The sequence below is a fragment of the Aeromonas sp. S13(2024) genome (genome assembly GCF_041402405.1).
GTDB classification, from domain to species: domain Bacteria; phylum Pseudomonadota; class Gammaproteobacteria; order Enterobacterales; family Aeromonadaceae; genus Aeromonas; species Aeromonas veronii.
In genome coordinates this window covers 204,220-222,629 of record NZ_JBGLRA010000003.1, presented here as the reverse complement: position 1 = coordinate 222,629, position 18,410 = coordinate 204,220, and the positions used below count along the sequence as shown (strand labels likewise).

At 61.5% G+C, this 18,410-nt stretch carries 11 protein-coding genes and 1 tRNA gene; 5 read left to right on the top strand and 7 right to left on the bottom strand.

The features are described from left to right. Positions 1-97: 97 nt before the first annotated feature. On the bottom strand, positions 98-1,135 hold the full coding sequence (locus ACB042_RS06695; protein ID WP_371178096.1) for a Mal regulon transcriptional regulator MalI: 1,038 nt from the start codon (positions 1,133-1,135) through the stop codon (positions 98-100). A gap of 281 nt (positions 1,136-1,416) precedes the next feature. On the opposite strand from ACB042_RS06695, the gene malX reads away from it, so the two are divergent. Both malX and ACB042_RS06685 read left to right on the top strand, forming a co-directional pair. Further along, positions 1,417-2,988: a maltose/glucose-specific PTS transporter subunit IIBC gene (gene malX / locus ACB042_RS06690; RefSeq protein WP_371178095.1), complete on the top strand. Its 1,572-nt coding sequence runs from the start codon at positions 1,417-1,419 to the stop codon at positions 2,986-2,988. Between the two features lie 87 nt (positions 2,989-3,075). Beyond that, entirely contained in the window at positions 3,076-4,266 is a 1,191-nt protein-coding gene (locus tag ACB042_RS06685; protein ID WP_371178094.1) for a MalY/PatB family protein, read from the top strand. Positions 4,267-4,409: 143 nt separating this feature from the next. Here the strand turns inward: ACB042_RS06685 and ruvC are convergent, their stop codons facing one another. From ruvC to ACB042_RS06660, 5 genes are all read right to left on the bottom strand, one after another. Then, positions 4,410-4,931, bottom strand: coding sequence for a crossover junction endodeoxyribonuclease RuvC (ruvC, locus tag ACB042_RS06680; RefSeq protein ID WP_005334512.1), 522 nt, complete (start codon positions 4,929-4,931; stop codon positions 4,410-4,412). Positions 4,932-5,046: 115 nt separating this feature from the next. Next, a complete protein-coding gene (locus tag ACB042_RS06675; protein ID WP_371178093.1) occupies positions 5,047-6,096 on the bottom strand; it encodes an efflux RND transporter periplasmic adaptor subunit in 1,050 nt (349 codons plus the stop codon). Positions 6,097-6,111: 15 nt separating this feature from the next. After that, complete coding sequence (locus tag ACB042_RS06670; RefSeq protein WP_371178092.1) at positions 6,112-9,174, bottom strand: efflux RND transporter permease subunit; 3,063 nt, start codon at positions 9,172-9,174, stop codon at positions 6,112-6,114. Positions 9,175-9,339: 165 nt separating this feature from the next. Beyond that, positions 9,340-11,679 carry an acyl-CoA dehydrogenase gene (locus ACB042_RS06665; RefSeq protein ID WP_236280821.1) on the bottom strand — a complete coding sequence of 780 codons (2,340 nt, stop codon included), beginning with the start codon at positions 11,677-11,679 and terminating at the stop codon, positions 9,340-9,342. 48 nt (positions 11,680-11,727) lie between these two features. Beyond that, positions 11,728-12,381: a TetR/AcrR family transcriptional regulator gene (locus tag ACB042_RS06660; protein ID WP_005334507.1), complete on the bottom strand. Its 654-nt coding sequence runs from the start codon at positions 12,379-12,381 to the stop codon at positions 11,728-11,730. A 469-nt stretch (positions 12,382-12,850) separates the two neighbouring features. On the opposite strand from ACB042_RS06660, the gene ACB042_RS06655 reads away from it, so the two are divergent. Continuing rightward, a complete protein-coding gene (locus ACB042_RS06655; protein ID WP_371178091.1) occupies positions 12,851-13,591 on the top strand; it encodes a phosphatase in 741 nt (246 codons plus the stop codon). 89 nt (positions 13,592-13,680) lie between these two features. Beyond that, a tRNA-Thr gene (locus ACB042_RS06650) sits at positions 13,681-13,756 on the top strand. A gap of 39 nt (positions 13,757-13,795) precedes the next feature. On the opposite strand, the gene ACB042_RS06645 is transcribed toward ACB042_RS06650, so the two are convergent. After that, on the bottom strand, positions 13,796-14,992 hold the full coding sequence (locus ACB042_RS06645; protein ID WP_371178090.1) for an ROK family protein: 1,197 nt from the start codon (positions 14,990-14,992) through the stop codon (positions 13,796-13,798). 119 nt (positions 14,993-15,111) lie between these two features. On the opposite strand from ACB042_RS06645, the gene ACB042_RS06640 reads away from it, so the two are divergent. Beyond that, on the top strand, positions 15,112-18,390 hold the full coding sequence (locus tag ACB042_RS06640) for a DUF5107 domain-containing protein (RefSeq protein ID WP_371178089.1): 3,279 nt from the start codon (positions 15,112-15,114) through the stop codon (positions 18,388-18,390). Positions 18,391-18,410: the final 20 nt, after the last annotated feature.

Genomic DNA, 18,410 nt, shown 5'->3' with positions numbered 1-18,410 from the left:
CCAGCCAGGCCAACTCAGGCCAACTCCCGCTTTTGCGGCTTGCTGGTGAGCGGTGATGATATGGCGGGTGGGGCGAGCTCGGTCTTGTCCAGCCAGCTCAGGCCGACTCCCGTTTTTGCAGATTGGGGGTGATGATATGGCGGTTGGGGGCGAGTTCGGGTTGCTGCATCCGGGTCAGCAGTCGTTTTGCCGCCTGACGGCCGATTTCGCGGGCCGGTGAGCTGATGAAGGTGAGGGCGGGAGAGGTGAGTTCGGCCTCCGCCACATCGTCAAAGCCGAGCAGGGCCACCTGCTGGCCGATGTAGTTGTCCTTGCCCACGGTGCGGCCGCTCGCCTCGACACCATAGATGGCGCCGAGCGCCACCTCGGGGTAGTGGCAGAGCACGGCGGTCACCTTGGGGTGCTGGTGCAGCAGCTGGGCGATGGTGTCGGCGGCGCTGCGCTGGGTGCGCTCGCACTCGAGTACCCACTCCGGTTTGAAGGGCAGGCCATATTGCAACAGGCTGGCGCAGTAGCCACCGATCCGCTCGGCGCGGGTGAGGGAGTCGGCCCGCCCGCCGACGTAGGCGATATGGCGGTGCCCCTGCTCGATAAGGTAGGTGGTGGCCTGCTTGGCGGCGTGGGTATTGTCGGGGCCGATAAAGTCCACGTCATCCCGATAGTAGGAGCGGGCGGCGCATACCACCGGCAGTTCGGAGTCGAGCAGGGTCTCCAGCGTCTTGGCCGCCGCGCCGCGCACCGGATTGAAGATGATGCCCGCCACCCCCTGCCGTGACAGGGAGTGGATGCTCTGCTGCAGCCGCTCCGGGCTGTGGCCGCACTGGGTCAGAAACAGCAGATAGCCCTGCTGCTCCAGCACCTCGCTCACCCCGGCGGTCACCTCGGTATAGAAGGGGTCGGTGATGTCGCGCAGGATCAGCCCCACCAGATTGGATTGCTGGCTGCGCAGGTTGGCGGCGGCGCTGTTGGGCACGTAGTTGAGCTCTTTTATCGCCTGCTGCACCCGCTCGGCGGTGGCCGGGGAGATGCGCCCCTTGTCGTTGAGCACCATGGAGACGGTGGTGACCGACACTCCCGCCCGCTGGGCGACATCGGTGATCTTGGTGGCTTTGGCAGAGAGGGATTTGGGCGACATAGGGCGAACGGATGACGGACAGTTGAAAGCGAGGCCCCAGCATACCTGCTCAGATGCTCAAGTGAAACGTTACATCACCATTGGGCCGATCCGGCTCACAAATTTGGATCCTGCTGCCAGCCAGCCCCCCTATTCTGTGATCCTGTCGGCACTTGCAAATTGATAAAACGTTTTATCATCCGGCAAAACCTGATGCTGACCCGCGCCTCTGCTTCGAGATTGCTACGAGCAGCCACTGGGAAAGCCGCAGATATTGCTGTCTATTCACAAGGAGCCGTTTCATGGCCAAGCCTCAAGCCAAATCCACCATCTGGGAGTTCCTGCAGAGCCTCGGCAAGACCTTTATGTTGCCGGTCGCCCTGCTGGCCTTCTCGGGCATCCTGCTCGGTGTCGGCAGCTCGCTCACCAGCGATGCGGTCAAGCAGAGCATGCCCTTCCTCGACAATACCGTGCTGCAACTGCTGTTCCTCTGGATGACCAAGGTGGGGCTGGTAGCCTTTATCTACCTGCCGGTGATGTTTGCGGTGGCCATTCCGCTCGGGCTGGCGCGGGAAGAGAAGGGGGTCGCGGCCTTTGCCGGTTTCGTTGGCTATGCGGCGCTCAACCTCTCCATCAACTTCTACCTCACCGTGGCCAACGTCATCGGTGACGCGGCGGCGGAGAAGGCCTACGGGGTGAAATCGATCCTCGGCATCAGCTCCATCGACACCGGTATTCTGGGGGCTATCATCGTCGGGGTGATCGTCGCCAAACTGCACGCCCGTTTCTACACCTACAAGATGCCCGATGCGCTCGCCTTCTTCGGCGGCGCCCGCTTCGTGCCCATCATCACTGTATTGGTGCTGGGTGTAGTCGGTCTGGTCGTGCCGTTCGCCTGGCCCTGGTTTGCTGCCGGCATCAACGGCATCGGGGCGCTCATCTCCCACGCCGGTCCCTTCGGCCCCTTCCTGTTCGGTACCGGTGAGCGCCTGCTGCTGCCACTCGGTCTGCACCACATTCTGGTGGCGCTTATTCGCTTTACCGAAGCGGGCGGCACATCGCTGGTATGCGGTCACGAGGTGAGCGGCGCCCTCAATATCTTCTACGCCGAACTCTCTTGCGCCGACACTTCCGGCTTCTCGGTCTCTGCCACCTCCTTCCTCTCGCAGGGCAAGATGCCTGCCTTCCTCGGCGGCCTGCCGGGTGCGGCGCTCGCCATGTATCACTGCGCCCGTCCGGAAAATCGCGGCAAGATCAAGGCGCTGCTGGTCTCCGGCGTGGTGGCCTGCGTCATCGGTGGCATCACAGAGCCGCTCGAGTTCCTGTTCCTGTTCGTGGCGCCGGTGCTCTACGTCATTCACGCCATCCTGACCGGGCTCGGCTTTATGACCATGGGGCTGCTCGGTGTCACCATCGGCAACACCGACGGCAACCTCATCGATTTTCTGGTGTTCGGCGTGCTGCAAGGCACCGCCACCAAGTGGTATCTGGTGCCGGTCGCGGCCGCCATCTGGTTTGCCATCTACTACAGCGTGTTCCGCTTCGCCATCGTGCGCTTTAACCTGAAGACCCCGGGTCGCGAAATCGAGACCAGCGAGGCTGCCCAGCCCGCAGGCAAGAAGGCTGGCAACAGCGGTTACAACGGTGAAATCATCCTTAACGCCCTGGGCGGTGCCGATAACATCCTCGCGCTCGATAACTGCATCACCCGCCTGCGGATGTCGGTGCAGGACATGAGCCGGGTCGATGACAAGGTATTGAAAGCAAACGGCGCCATCGGGGTGATCAAGCTCGACGAGCACAACCTGCAGGTGGTGATCGGCCCGCAGGTGCATCTGGTGAAAAACCAGCTGCAGAGCCTGATGGGGGCCTGAACCGGCCAATAAGATCCGAACGGGGGGCGCAAGCCCCCCTTGTTTGCCTCTCCCAATATGTCTCCTGTTTATGGAGGGAGAAACTTCATGCACGATATTTATGACTTCGACCGCGTGGTCGACCGCCACGGCACCTACTGCACCCAGTGGGACTATGTGGCCGACCGTTTTGGCCATGCCGATCTGCTCCCCTTTACCATCTCCGACATGGATTTCGAGACCGCCCCCTGCATTCGCCAGACCCTGGCAACCCGCCTTGAGCACGGGGTATTTGGCTACAGCCGCTGGAATCACGACGACTTCAAGGGGGCGGTGAGCGACTGGTTTGCCCACCGCTACGGCGCGAGCCTCGACCCCGAGACGCTGGTTTACGGCCCCTCGGTCATCTATGTGATTGCCCAGCTGGTGAGCCTCTGGTCGGCGCCGGGGGAGGGGGTGCTGGTGCATACCCCCGCCTACGATGCCTTCGGCAATATGCTGGCAGCCAACGACAGGGTGCTGCTGCCTTGCCCGCTTAAAAAAGAGCAGGGGAGTTACCAGATCGACTGGGCCTGCTTCGAGCAACAGGCAGCCCGCCCCGATTGCCGGATTTTGCTGCTCTGCAGCCCCCACAACCCCACTGGCCGGGTCTGGACGCGGGATGAACTGGGCCGGATGGCCGCCATCTGCCAGCGCCACGGGATCAAGGTCATCTCGGACGACATCCATATGGATGTGAGCTTTGCCCGCTACCTGCCGTGGAGCGAGGTGGCGCCGGATGATCACTGGGCGCTGGTAAGCTCGGGCTCCAAATCCTTCAATATTCCCGCCCTTGGCGGCGCCTATGCCTTTATTGCCAACGCAGCGGCGCGGACCGCCTATCTGCAGCGGCTCAAGGCGGCCCACGGCCTCTCATCGCCCCCCATTCTCGGGGTGCTAGCCCATATCAGCGCCTATCGGGATGGCGCAGCCTGGCTCGATGCCCTGAAAAGCTATCTGCACAGCAACCTCGCCCATGTGGCGACGCGGCTCAACCCGGCCTTCCCCGCCATCGACTATCGGGTGCCCGAGGCAACCTATCTCGCCTGGATTGACCTGCGCGGTCTTGGCATCGACTCCACCGAACGGATGGATGCGCTGCAAACCTTGCTGGTGGAGAAATACCGGGTCGCCATCATGCGCGGCGACACCTATGGCCCTGAAGGCACAGGCTATATCCGCCTCAACGTCGGCTGCCCGCGCTCGAAGGTTGACCAAGGACTCGACGCTCTGATCGGCGCGCTAGGGGAGGTGGTGTAGAGCAAATCCATTCAACATGAGAAACATAACGGGGCCATCAGTGATGGCCCCGTTATGTGGGGAAATATAAAAAACCGCCCCGGAGTTCCGGGGCGGTTTTTTTATTTAGCGATACCGAGATGAGTCGTGGACGACATAAGGGCTCAGCGATAGCGGCCACGTACCGAGCTGCTGGCGCGACCGGCCATCTTGATCAAGCTCTGGCGGGTGTGCAGGTGGCAGAGCGCGACGCCAAGGGCATCTGCTGCATCCGCCTGCGGGGTGGCGGAGAGTTTCAGCAGATGGGTCACCATATGTTGCACCTGCTCCTTGGCGGCGCCGCCGGTGCCCACCACTGCCTGCTTGATCTGGGTGGCAGAGTATTCGCTCACCGGCAGATAGGCGTTGACCGCGGCGACGATGGCGCTGCCCCGGGCCTGCCCCAGTTTCAGGGCCGAGTCGGCGTTGCGGGCCATAAAGACCCGCTCGATGGCAAATTCGGTGGGTTTGAACTGGGTGATGATCTCGCATACCCCGTCATAGACCTGCTTGAGGCGCTCCGGCAGCTCGCCGCAATCGGTGCGGATGCAGCCAGAGCCCAGGTATTCGGCCTTGCCGCCCACGACCCGGATAACCCCGTATCCGGTGATCCGCGATCCCGGATCGATGCCCAAAATAATGCTCATGGGTGTTGATTGCTCTAAACGCGAGTGATGGCCGCCAAGATAGCAAACTGTGGCCCGTTTGGCTGTATGTCCCGGGTCAAGCGGGCAAAGATTGGCCAGCCTGCGTCGGGCGTGGCTACCCCTTGAACAATTCTATGGTGTCGCCATCCTGCAAGCTGCCCGCGCCGCGCACCACCACCCGATCCCCCTGCTTGAGGGCGCCGCTCACCGCCACCTGCTGGCTGTCGCCAAACAGCACGGTGACCGGCACCCGATTAACCGTGAGCGCCTTGCCGCTTCGCGCCACCTGATAGACCACGCTGCCATCGGTGCCGAGCACCAGAGCGTCCCGGGGCAGCAGCATGCTCTGCTGCTCCCCCAGTGGCAGGGCAACCCGTACCGGCGAGCCGATGATGAAGGTGCCCGCTTCCGGTTTGAGGCGCAGCTCGATCAGCCGCGATTTGGGATCGGCGCTGGCGGCTCGCTGGTAATAGACGCCGTGACCGCTCAGCTGCTCCCCCTCCACCCGCAGCCGGGTTTGCGGCGCCAGCTGCTGGGCCCAGAGAATGGGGGCCTGCAGGCGGATATCCGGCTGATCCGGGTTGACCAGCTCCAGCGCCTGCTCGCCCGCGTCCACATGCTCGCCGGGCTGGATGAAGTGGTTGTTCACCACCCCGTCGAACGGGGCATAGATGTGGCTGCGGCGCAGCTGCTCCTCAATCTGGTTCACCTGTATGGCGGCCAGTCGCTCAGCCAGTGCGGCCTGCTCCACATCGTAACTGGCCTTGTCGTACTGGCTCTGGGAGGCGCTCTTTTGCTGGTGCAGTCGGGTGATCCGCTGGGATTCGGCGCGAGCGAAGCGCAAGTTGCTCTGCCATTTCGCCTGCTCGGCGCGAGCCTGCTCCAGCGAGAGGCGCAGTGCCGCGCTGTCGAGGCGCAGCAGCTCATCCCCTTTTTTGACCCGGCTGCCAAATTCGGCGATCCACTCCACCCGGCCGCTCACTTCGGCGCTGAGCGACGCTTGCTGGCGACTCGCCACTGTGCCGCTGACCCAGATATTGGCAGCCACATCCCCTTGGGTCACATCCGCCAGGGTCACCATCTTGCCCTGATCGGCCAATACCGGTAGCGCGCTGCCTGCAATCAGCACAGCGCCAGCCAATATTCGGGTAATCATATGTGTCATTGATGAGCTCCTTGCTCAGGCCCGCTGGCGTAGGGGTTGTGGGATCGCCACCTGCTCCCCGAGACGCAGGAAGGCAGGCAACAGGATCAGAGTAAACAGGGTGCTGCAGCTCATGCCGCCGACAATGACGGTGGCGAGCCCGCGGTAAATTTCACTCCCCTCGCTCGGACTCAGCATCAGCGGCAGCATGCCGAAGATGCTGGTGAGGCTGGTCATGGCGATGGGGCGCATCCGGCTTTGCAGGGCATCGGCCACCGCCAGCTGGCGGCTCATGCCGTCTCGCTCCGCCGTGCGGGTCTGATGCACCAGCAGGATGGCGTTGTTGACCACCAGTCCCAGCAGGATGACAAAGCCGATGATGGTGAGCAGATCCATCGGCAGCGGCACCAGCAGCCCGCTCAGTTGCAGCGCCAGCACGCCGCCAACCGAGGCAAGGGGCAGGGTGAGCAGCACCAGCAGGGCATCCTTGATGGAGGCAAACACCCCCCACAGCAGCACCAGCAGGATCACCACGGCGAACAGGAAGATGGTCCCCAGATTGTCGAGCGCCTGTTGCAGGCTGTCGGCATTGCCGGCAATGCGCAGCTCGCCACCGGCGGGCAGCAGGGGGCGGATGGCGGCAAAACTGCGGTTTTTCAGGGTGTCGATCACCTGCTCCATGGTCATACCCGCCGGGGGCGCTATCTGCAGGCTGATGCTGCGCCGCCCATCGGCCCGGAAGAGGCTGGCCGGGCCCATGTCATGCTCCACCCGCAGCAGCTCGCCAAGGGGAACGATGCGCCCGGAGGGGGTGGCCAGCGGCACGGCCTTCAGTTCGTCCGGATTGGCGGAGCTCTGTCCCATCAGCATGATGTCGAGCCGATCCTCGCCGTCGAAATACTCGCCAACCCGCAAGCCGTCGCCAAAGGTCTGGATGATGGTGGGCAGGGGCGTGCGATCCCAACCCACTTCGGCGAGGCGCCGATCTTGCGGCACCAGTTTGAGCTCGGGGGCGGTGAAGTCGAGACTCGGCTCGGGCCGGATCTGTGCTCCCGGCAGGTCCTTGCTGAGGATCCCCATGCTGGCTCGGGCCGCCTGATAGAGCTCGGGCAGGTTGCCTCCCTGCAGCAGCAGGGAGACGCCGTTCTCGCTGTCAAAGCCGCCAAACAGCGACCCCTGACCGCCGAACACCCGGGTGTCGGGAATACCCACCAGCAGCTGTTTCATCAACAGGCTCTCCAGCTCCTTGATGCGGGTCTCGTCCTTGGGGCGCACGCCAATCTGGGCGCCCCCCGGGTAGCGCAAGATGTAGTAGTTCTTGAGGGCAGGCTCTTTCTCCCCCTTCATGTAGGGGGCGAGGCGGGCGATCAGGGTATCGATCACCTCTTCGCGCTGCGCCTTGAGATTGACCCCGGGGGTGAAGTTCATCCAGACATCCACCGCGTCCCGTTTCACGTCCGGCAGATAGTCCATCTTGGGCAGCAGCGCCCAGGTGGCCAGGGCCGGCAGACTCATCATCAGGGTGATGACCGTCCAGCGCTGGCGTGAGGTCGAGGTCCAGCGGATCACGTGACGGGTAGTGCGCTGCCACAGCGACTCATAGGGATCGGTCAGCGTTTCACGCCCCATCCAGCGCGCCGCCACCGCAGGCAGCACGATGACGGCGACCAGCATGGAGACCGTCACGGCGCAGGCGATGGTGAGCGCCAGATCGGCAAACAGCTGACCCTCCACATCGTTGAGCTGCAGCACCGGCAGGAAGATGGCGACCGTGGTGAGGGTGGAGGCCACCAGCGCCGTCCACACCTGACGGGTACCTTCGAGCGCCGCCTCCGCCTTGCTCAAATCCCCCCGCTCGTGGCGCCGGTAGATACTCTCCAGCACCACGATGGCGGCGTCGAGCACCATGCCGACGGCAAAGGCGATGCCCGCCAGCGAGATGATATTGAGGGTGCGATCCATCACCTTGAGCAGGCAGAAGGTGAGCATGATGCTGATGGGGATGGCGAGGGCAATCATCAGGGTCGCCTTGAGCTGGCGCAGGAAGATCCAGAGGATGGCGCAGGAGAGCAGCACCCCGAGCCCCAGGTTGGCAGTGACCATGCTGACGGCGCGATTGATGTAGAGGGAGGCATCGAACGACTGCTCCATGTGCAACCCGACCGGCTCCAGCACCTCGCGGTTGAGCTCGTTCACCCGGGCCTTGATCGCCTCAAGGGAGGCCAGGGCATTGGCGCCGCTCTCCTTGAAGATCTGGGCGGCGATGGCGGTATTGCCGTTCTGGATCCGCAGCACCGGGTTCTCTTCCCTGGCCACCCTTACTTCTGCTACATCCCGCAGATAGATAGGCAGGCCATCGCGCCAGTCCACCACCTTGTCCCCCAGCGTCTCGACATCGTAACGACCGGCGAAGCGCAGCTTGTACTCCCAGCGACCGATGTTGAGGGTACCGGCCGACACGTCCCAGCCAGTGGTGGCGCGGCTGGCCAGTACCGGGATCTCCACTCCCAGCTCGGCGGCGCGATAGGGGTCGAAACGGATCTGGATCTGGCGCTCGTTGATCCCCTCGACTGCGACCGTCGAGACCCCTTCGATGCGTTCCAGCTCGGGTTTGACCCGCGCCTCGATCAACGCCTGATGATCATCGATCACCCCTTTGGCGCCGGGCAGCTGCTGGATGAAGAAGAAGGTGAGGGTATCGTTGCTGCTGTAGTTGTTGACGTAGGGGCCGCCAATCTTGTCCGGTAGTCCCGAGACCCGGTTCAATCGCGAGATCACATCTAGCTGGGCCCGCTGCATGTCGGTGCCGAGGGCAAACTCCATGTCGATTTCGGTAAAGCCGGGATAGCTGTTGCTGACAAGGCTCTTGAGCCCTTGCACCCCCTGCATCTCCTGTTCGATGGGGTCGGTGATCTCCGACTCCATTTCTTGCGGCGAGGCTGAACGCCAGCTCACCGAGATGTTGAGGTGTGGACGGTCGATGTCGGGGAACAGCTGGATCGGCAGTCCCCGGATGCTGAGCAGGCCCAGCAGGAAAATCAGCACGATCGAGACCGCCACCCAGATGGGGCGTTCGATCGCCGTTTTGGCGAGGTTCATTCACTCTTCCTGAGTTGTTGTTATCGGCCATTCCGCTGGCCTTGCTTCCAAAGCCCCTGCAAAGGGACTCAAGCATTTAACTGGAATTCTCCCAGATTGTAAATGCATGGTTAACAAACAAAAAACCGGCCACGAGGGCCGGTTTTGTACAGGTTTGCCAAGGGATCAGGCGGCGTGCTCGACCTTGTTTGGCTGCTTGTTTGCTTGCTGGGAGAAGCCTTCCAGTTCGCCCGGGGCGAAGTTGTCTACCTGAATCGCTTCGTAGCGCAGGGCATCGGCGGCCAGCAGTTTGTCCGCTTCGTCCTTGCTCAAGATGGAACCGGTCAGCGCAGCGGCAACCAGCTCCGGCAGCGCCAGTTTGCGGGGCAGTTTGCCCTCTTTCTGGGCCTGCACCAGCTTCTTCTCGTAGGGCTGCACGGCGACCATGGCCTGGAAGGCGCGCTCCATCAGGCCGACCGGATCTGCCTCGTCTTTGCCGACATAGCAGAGAGCGGTCAGACGGTCGCGGAACTCGCCCGGCTTCATCATGGCCAGACAGATGGCGTGGCAGCGATCGTCGGCCGGCATCTTGTAACCGACGCCGAACGGGAATACCACCCGCTTGAGTACGGCACCCACCACCTTGTTCGGGAAGTTCTGGAAGAAGCCCTCGAACGCTTTGCCAATCAGATAGAGGTTGCGCTCTACCGCGTACTGCACGAATGGCAGATCGGAGACCATGCGGCCCTGATCCTCGTAGTGTTTGAGGGTGGCGGAGGCCAGGTAGAGGTGGCTCAGCACGTCACCCAGACGGGCGGAGATCATCTCCTTGCGCTTGAGATCGCCACCCAGCATCAGCATGGAGACGTCGGCGCACAGGGCCAGCCCTTTACTCATACGGGACAGCTGTTTGTAGTAGCGGGCGGTTTCGCCAGCTACCGGCGCGCTGTTGAACTGACCCAGAGTCAGCCCCTGGAACAGGGAACCGAAGAAGTTGCCGGCGCCGAAGGCGATGTGCTTCATCAGCAGGGCGTCAAACTTCTCGAGACCGCGTTCCACGTCGGTATCGGCCGCCGCTTCCAGCTCGGCAAACACGTACGGGTGGCAGCGGGTAGCCCCTTGCCCGAAGATCATCAGATTGCGGGTCAGGATGTTGGCCCCTTCCACCGTGATGGCCACCGGAATACCCATGTAGGCGTAGCCGGTGTAGTTTTTCGGGCCCAGCTGGATGGCACGACCGGCGTGGATGTCCATGGAGTCATCCATGATCTGACGCGCCATTTCGGTCATGTGGTACTTGGAAATCGCGGTGACGATGGCCGGTGCCTGACCCAAGTCCAGGGAACCTGCGGTCATACGACGGGCCCCTTCCAGCTGATAGGTGAGGCCGCCGATACGAGCCAGCGCCTCTTGCACCCCTTCAAACTTGCCGATGGACATGCCGAACTGCTTGCGTACATAGGAGTAGGCTCCCACGGTACGGCTAGCCATATGACCACAAGCGGTGCCCAGGGCAGGCAGCGAGATGCCGCGACCGGCGGAGAGGCATTCGACCAGCATGCGCCAGCCGCGACCGGCGTAATCCGGGCCGCCGATGATCCAGTCGAGCGGAATGAACACATCCTTGCCGAAGGTCGGGCCGTTCAGGAACGCCAGACCCATGGGGTAGTGGCGATCGCCGACACGCACGCCCGGGTGGCTGGTGGGGATGAGGGCGCAGGTGATGCCGAGTTCTTCCTTGTCACCCAGCAGTTTTTCCGGGTCATAGAGTTTGAACGCCAGCCCCAGTACGGTAGCGCGCGGCGCCAGGGTGATGTAGCGCTTGTTCCAGTTGAGGCGAATACCCAGCACCTCTTCACCCTTGTGCATCCCTTTGCAGACGATCCCCTTGTCAGGAATGGCGCCCGCATCGGAGCCCGCTTCCGGCCCGGTCAGGGCGAAGCAGGGCACCTCTTTGCCATTGGCCAGCCCCGGCAGCCAGAAATCTTTCTGGGCCTGGGTGCCGTAGTGCATCAGCAGCTCACCCGGGCCGAGAGAGTTCGGCACCATGACGGTGACAGCCACGCTCAGGCTCTTGGTCGCGATACGGGTGACGATGGTGGAGTTGGCAATCGCCGAGAATTCGCGGCCGCCGTAGGATTTCGGGATGATCAGGGAGAAGAAGCCTTCCTTCTTCAGATAGTCCCACACCGGCTCTGGCAGGTCTTTGGTTTCGTTGACGATCTTGAAGTCATCAACCATGGCGAGCAGGGTTTCGACCTGATTGTCGATAAAGGCCTGCTCCTCTGCGGTCAGCTCGGCCTTGCCGTAGCCGTGCAGTTTTTTCCAGTCGGGGTTGCCGCGAAACAACTCGCCATCCCACCAGACGGAGCCGGCTTCCATGGCCTCCCGCTCGGTAGCTGACAAGGGCGGCAGTATCTTTTTGAAGATGCCGAACACCGGACGGGTTACCACCTTTTTACGGATGGAGGGTACGCCGAGCACAACGGCTATCGCCAGCACCAGCAGGACAAGCAATGTGATCATACCGAAGTTCCTTCTATTTCACTGTTTCCGTTGATTTATTGTTGGTTGTTACACGGCCAGGGAGAGCCTGGTCGACTCCACGGGCGCCCCGACTCCGGACGCCAGATAAGGAATAACGTTGCGCACCAGCCCTTCTACATCGAGCTGCTGGCCAAAGTCGGCCAGGGCGATGTCGCGCAGCGCATCGGCAGAGGCCATGGTGAAGACGACGGTGCCCAGGGTGAAGTGCAGGCGCCAGAAGAGATCCGCGGGCGACAGGGCTGGATTGGCCTTGGAGATAGCCTGGGTGATCCGCTGCAAAATGGGGCCATAGTGGGCGGTGATAAAGCGGCGCAGGTGGCCCTGGCTGTCGATATAGCCGCGCCCAAGCAGCTGCATGAAGATGGCCGGGCCGTTGGCCCGCACGGCCGAGAGCTTCATCAGCGGCTCGACAAAACTTTCAAACAGTTGCAGCAGGGTCAGCTGCTCCTGCTCCATCAGTACCCGCAGGCGGGCATCGAGATCGGGCATAAACAGGCTCAGATAGCGGTCGAGCACCGCCTGGATCAGCTCCTTCTTGGAGCCGAAGTGATAGTTCACCGACGCCAGATTGACGTCGGCTTCACTGGTGATCAGACGCAAAGAGGTATCGGCGAATCCCCGCTCGGCAAACAGCACTTCAGCGGCGTCGAGAATACGGTTTTTGGTATCGATTTTACTCACTGGACACCTCACTTAAACGAATGTTTAAAAAGTACGTTTCATAACGTGAAGTGTCAAGAGAATGTGAATGAGTGTTAGCGGAATGTTTTTCGATGAAAAAAGCAAAGTGGGCGGAACTTAGTCAAAAAGCAGGACTCTATATTTATGCCACTGCAATTAAACATTAAGTCTCGCCCAACCTGCACCATGCTAGTTGGGCCTTTTTTTTGCGCGTCTGTTACCGGTTTGCGGCTGGCAGGCAAAAAAAACCGCCGCAGGGCGCGACGGTGGGGAAAGTGAGTTCGCGTCATCCTGACGGCAAACTGTCGATGCTAGTTCAGGCATGTATCGACGGGGGCAGTATGCCAGCCAGAGCCCCTCAGACTATGTCAGCTTCGCGGTATTTTGTGACAAAGTGTGGCAAGCACTGGCGTGGCCCAAGCTGCCGCTCTTTGCTATGCTGCCCTTTCAAAATATGAGGGGAGAGAAGATGAAGTACCCGGTCGATACCCACACTCACACCATTGCCAGCACCCATGCCTACAGCACCATCCACGACTATCTGCCTGTTGCCAGAGCCAAAGGGATCAAGCTGTTCGCCACCACGGATCACGGCCCCGAGATGGCCGATGCCCCTCATGTCTGGCATTTTGCCAACTTGCCGATATTGCCAAGAGTGGTGGACGGGGTGGGGATCCTGCGGGGTATCGAGGCCAACATCAAAAACCTCGACGGGGAGATCGATTTTCCCGAGCGCTATGAGTCGCGCCTCGACATGATCATGGCGGGTTTTCATGAGCAGGTATTCCCTCCCTGCGATCAGGCAACCCATACCCAGGCGATGATCAACGCCATCAAGAGCGGCCGGGTCGATATGATCAGCCACCCGGGCAACCCCTCATTTCCCATCGACATTCAGGCTGTGGTCAAGGCGGCTGCGGACTATCGGGTGGCGCTGGAGATCAACAACTCCTCCTTCATTCACTCGCGCCCGGGTAGTGAAGGCAACTGTCGCGCCATCGTTGAAGCCGCGCGAGATCTGGGGGCCTACCTCACCTTCGGCTCCGATTCCCACGTCGCTTTCAGCCTCGGCGATTTTGACCATTGCCACCGTCTGGTGACCGAAGCGGGCTTCCCGCTGGAGCGGATTCTGGTGCGCTCTCCCCGCGCCCTGCTCGATTTCCTCGAAAGCCGCGGCCGCGCCCATATCCCCGAGTTTGTCGATCTGTAAAGCGGGCTCTAACACCATGAGCCAACTCATAAAATCGAGCTGGCTCAATTGACTTGCCGGTCATTTTTCATGAATGTGGATAGCAACAAGCCGGTATAGCTCAGTTGGTAGAGCAGCGCATTCGTAATGCGAAGGTCAGGAGTTCGATTCCCCTTATCGGCACCAGATCGTGAGGGCAGGTTTCATTTGTGAAACCTGCCCTTTTTACATGGCTTTTGCCAAGGCTCGCTCCACATAGAGGTAGCCAATCCCCATCACCTGCTGGGCGCGGCTGAGCTGGCCGAAACGGATATGGGTGGCGTTGACCGCATCGCTGCAGTCGAACGGGTTGGCGCCGGTCTGACTGACGATCGTTTGCAGCCAGGTTTCACCAAAGTGGCAGCTGCGGCCATAGAGCCAGATGCGGTTGATGTTGAGGATATTGAGGAAGTTGTAGAGGCTCAGGCCAATGGCGCGGGCCCCTTCGTCCACCAGGGCGCGGATCATGGCATCCCCCTGATGGTAGAGTGTGAGCAGTTGGGCGGTATCCAGCTCTACACCAGTCTGCGCCGGGTTGTCGGCATTGGCTTGTTGTTTGAGAAAGACCCGGGCCCGTTTCTTGATGGCAAACAGCGAGGCGACTGTCTCCAGGCAGCCATAGCGGCCGCAGGCACAGGCGCTGCCGTCCGGATTGATGATGGTGTGGCCTATCTGGCCGCTGCCAAACAGGGCGCCCCGGTAGATCTGGTCGTTGATGATAAAGGCCGATCCGATGCCGTAATCGACGTTGATGACGCAAAAATCCCCGTTCCCTTCCCGGTCCTGCCACTTCTGGGCCAGCGCCAGCATGATGCAGTCGTTATCCACCATCACCTCGCAACCCAGCCGCTCCTCCAGCAGGTACTTGAGCTCGACCGGCGCATGCCAGGGTGCTTGCGGCATGGTTTGCGATACCCCTGTCGCCGGGTTGACCTGACCGTGTACCGCCAAGGCCAGCCGGATCGCCAGTCCCTTGTGGCGGCGCTTGTGCTGGTAGTAGTGCGCTTCAATCAGGTGCAGCAGTTCATCGGGGGTTTGCGGGGCAATCTTCTGGTCGCTGAACTCATCCAGCGGGGTGATCAGGTTATCCACCAGGATGCTCTCCAGATGGGTGGGGCTGATATTGAGGCAAAGAATGGCCCCCTGGCCGCTGGCAATGCGGTAGCTGCCGCCATTGATGCCGCGCTGGGAGAGGTTCTGATCGCTGTGGCTGATGGCGCCATCGGCCACCAACTTGTCAAGGATCTTGCTGACCGCCGGAATGGAGAGCTCGCAGTGGCGCGCCAGGGTGGACTTGCTCGCCTCTTTTAACTGATAGAGCAGGGCAAGCAGCACCTGCTTGTTGTGGTGGCGGACCTTCTGGTTGTTCAACCCTATGCTCATCGCTTCACTAAACTCCGCTTACTGTATTGCGTGATCTTTCAGCAATTAATGCAGGTTTAACCATTCTAATCTGGTCTCACTGAAAACTTTACTAACAAATGTTGAGTGAGGCGAGATTAATGAGAGCTGATGTCAAGGTCTGGGTAGAGACCATCTCACTGCCGACCTACGAGGTAGGCGCCGAAGATCCCAACCCCATGTTTCTCGAGAAGCGGGTCTATCAGGGCTCCTCGGGGGCTGTCTATCCCTATGGGGTGATCGACACCCTCACCGGCCAGAAGCAGATGAAGTCCTATCAGGCGGTTTGGCTGGAGAACGACTTTATCAAGGTGATGCTGCTGCCGGAGTTGGGTGGGCGTATCCACCGTGCCTACGACAAGGTTATGAATCGCGACTTCGTCTATTACAACGAGGTGATCAAACCGGCGCTGGTGGGGCTGGTGGGGCCCTGGATCTCCGGCGGCATCGAGTTCAACTGGCCCCAGCACCACAGGCCCACCACTTTCATGCCGGTGGACTTCACCATTACGAAACGGGAGGGCGGCGCCAAGACCGTCTGGCTCGGCGAGGTGGAGCCGATGCGTGGTATGCAGGTGATGGCAGGGTTTACCCTCTATCCCGACAAGGCGCTCATCGAGATCACTGGCAAGGTGTTCAACGGCAACGACACGCCGCGCCACTTTCTATGGTGGTCCAACCCGGCGGTGAAAGGGGGCGATGCCCACCAGAGCGTCTTCCCGCCCGATGTGACCGCCGTCTACGATCACGGCAAGCGCGACGTCAGTGCCTTCCCCATCGCCCGCGGCACCTACTACAAGGTGGACTACTCCGCCGGGGTCGATATCTCCCGTTACCGCAATATTCCGGTACCCACCTCCTATATGGCGGACAAGTCTGACTACGACTTTGTCGGTGCCTACTGCCATGACGAGCAGGGCGGCCTGTTGCACGTGGCGGATCACCAAGTTTCGCCGGGCAAGAAGCAGTGGAGCTGGGGCAACTGTGACTTCGGTCTGGCCTGGGATCGCAACCTGACCGATGACAACGGCCCCTACATCGAGCTGATGACCGGGGTCTATACCGACAACCAGCCTGACTTTACCTGGCTGGATGCGGGGGAGGAGAAGGTGTTTGTGCAGAACTTCCTGCCCTACAACACCCTCGGCACCCTGCAAAATGCCAACACCCGCGCCGCCATCAAGCTGGAGCGTAGCGATGACGGCCTCGTCTGCGGAGTCTATGCGGTGGCGCCGCTTTGCGGGGCCCAGTTCGAGGTAAGTGACGAGAGCGGAGTACTGTTTACGCAGCCTCTGGATCTGCAGCCGGGTCAGGCCTGGCTTGAGCCGCAGGCCATCACCAGCGAGGGACGCTTGCAGGTACGCCTGCTGGATGAGCAGGGCCAGCCGATCCTGAGCTATCTCGAGCATCAGCCCGCAGGCGAAGCCCTACCTGATACTGCCACCGCGCCGGAGCCCGCCGTCAATCTCGACTCGGTCGACGAGCTCTACTTCATCGGCCAGCATCTTGAGCAGTATCTGCACGCCAGCCGCTCGCCCTTTGATTACTACCTGCGGGCACTGGAGCTCGATGGCGGCGACTATCGCTGCAATCTGGCATTGGCAACCCTGGAGTACAACCGCGCCAACTATGAGCAGGCGCTGGCCTACGTCAATCAGGCGCTGACCCGCGCCCATCGCCTCAACAAGAACCCCCAGTGTGGCAAGGCGAGCTTGCTACGTGGCCACATCGAGGAGCGTTTGGGGCAGTTCGATGCCGCCTTCGATGACTTCTACAAGGCGACCTGGAGCGGTAACTGCCGCGACAGCGGCTTCTTCGGGCTGGCCCGCATCGCCATGGTGCGCCGGGATCCCGCGCAGGCACTGCAATTTGTCGAGAAGAGTCTTGCCGTCAACGGCACCCACTACGGCGCTATCGCCCTCAAAGGGTTGGCGCTGCTGGAGTCTGGCCAGCGGGAGGTGGCCATCGCCTATATCGACGAGCAGCGCGTTCGTTATCCACTTCACTATCAGCTGGCCTTCCTGCGCTGGCTGGCAAGCGAGCAGCCAAGCGATCTCGAGGCGCTGCGCACCCTGTGCAACGGGCGCGGTGTGAATCTCTGCTTCCTGGCGAGCAATCTGCTGGCATTGGGACGTCCCGAGCTGGCGCAGCAACTGCTCTCAACACTGCCGGTAGAGGAGACCCTGCCGCTGCTGTTCCAGGCTGCATTGTTGCCGGAAGGTGAGGCGCAGGATGCCCTGCTGGCGCGAGCCGAGCAGGCCTTTGGCCGCAAGGTGCGCTTCCCCAATACCCTTGGCGAGGTGGCCATGCTGGCGCAACTGCCACACAGCTGGTTTGCCAGCTACCTGCTGGGCTGCTTCCACTACAGCAAGCGCAGCTACCCGCAAGCCATTGCCCTGTGGCAGCAGGTGTGCGAGCAGGCGCCCGGGTTTGCCCCGGCCTGGCGCAACCTTGGCATCTATCACTTCAACAAGAGCGGCGATCCGGTGGCGGCCGAGCAGTGTCTGAGCCGGGCCTTTTCCCTCAAGCCGGATGATGCCCGTTTGCTGTTTGAACTGGATCAGCTGCACAAGCGCTGCGCCATGGCACCCGCCGAGCGGCTGGCGCTGCTGGAGGCGCATCGTGAGGTGGCCCTCAAGCGCGATGATCTGACCGCCGAACTGCTCAGTCTCTATCACATCACCGGTCAGCTGGAAGCGGCGGCCGAGATCTTGCGGCTGCGCGAATTCCACCCCTGGGAGGGGGGCGAGGGCAAGGTGACCGGCCAGTACCTCATCAATCAGCAGCGCCGGGCGCTGGTGTTGATGACTCAGGGACGCCACGAGCAGGCTATTCCGTTGCTGCAACAGGCGCTGCACTACCCCCTCAATCTGGGGGAGGGGCGTCTGGTAGGACAGACCGACAACGATATCCACTACCTGTTGGCGCTCTGCCATCTGGCCTGTGACAACCAGAGTCTGGCGGCCCAGTGCCTGCAACTGGCCTGTCTGGGTCAGGGTTCGCTGGGGGCCAGCCGCTACTACAACGATCAGCCGGTGGATTATCTCTTCTATCAGGGGATGGCGCTGGCACGTCTTGGTCGGGTTGCGGAGGCGCAGCGTCTCTTTGAAGGAATGGTCGGCTGGGCCGAGCAGGCGATGGGCGAGTCGATCGAGGCGGACTTCTTCGCCGTCTCACTGCCGGATCTCATCGTGCTGGATGACGACCCGCAGCACAAACATCGCCAGCACTGTCTGCTGGTCAGAGCGCTCGGTCTGTTGGGGCTGGGTCAGCGGGATGGTTGTGAACAGACCTTGCGAGAGCTGCTCATCCTTAACCCGGCTCACGACAAGGGGCACCTCTTTGCCCTGATCTGCCGCGAGCTGTCACTCCACTCATAACAAAAACCGGCGCCCCGCCA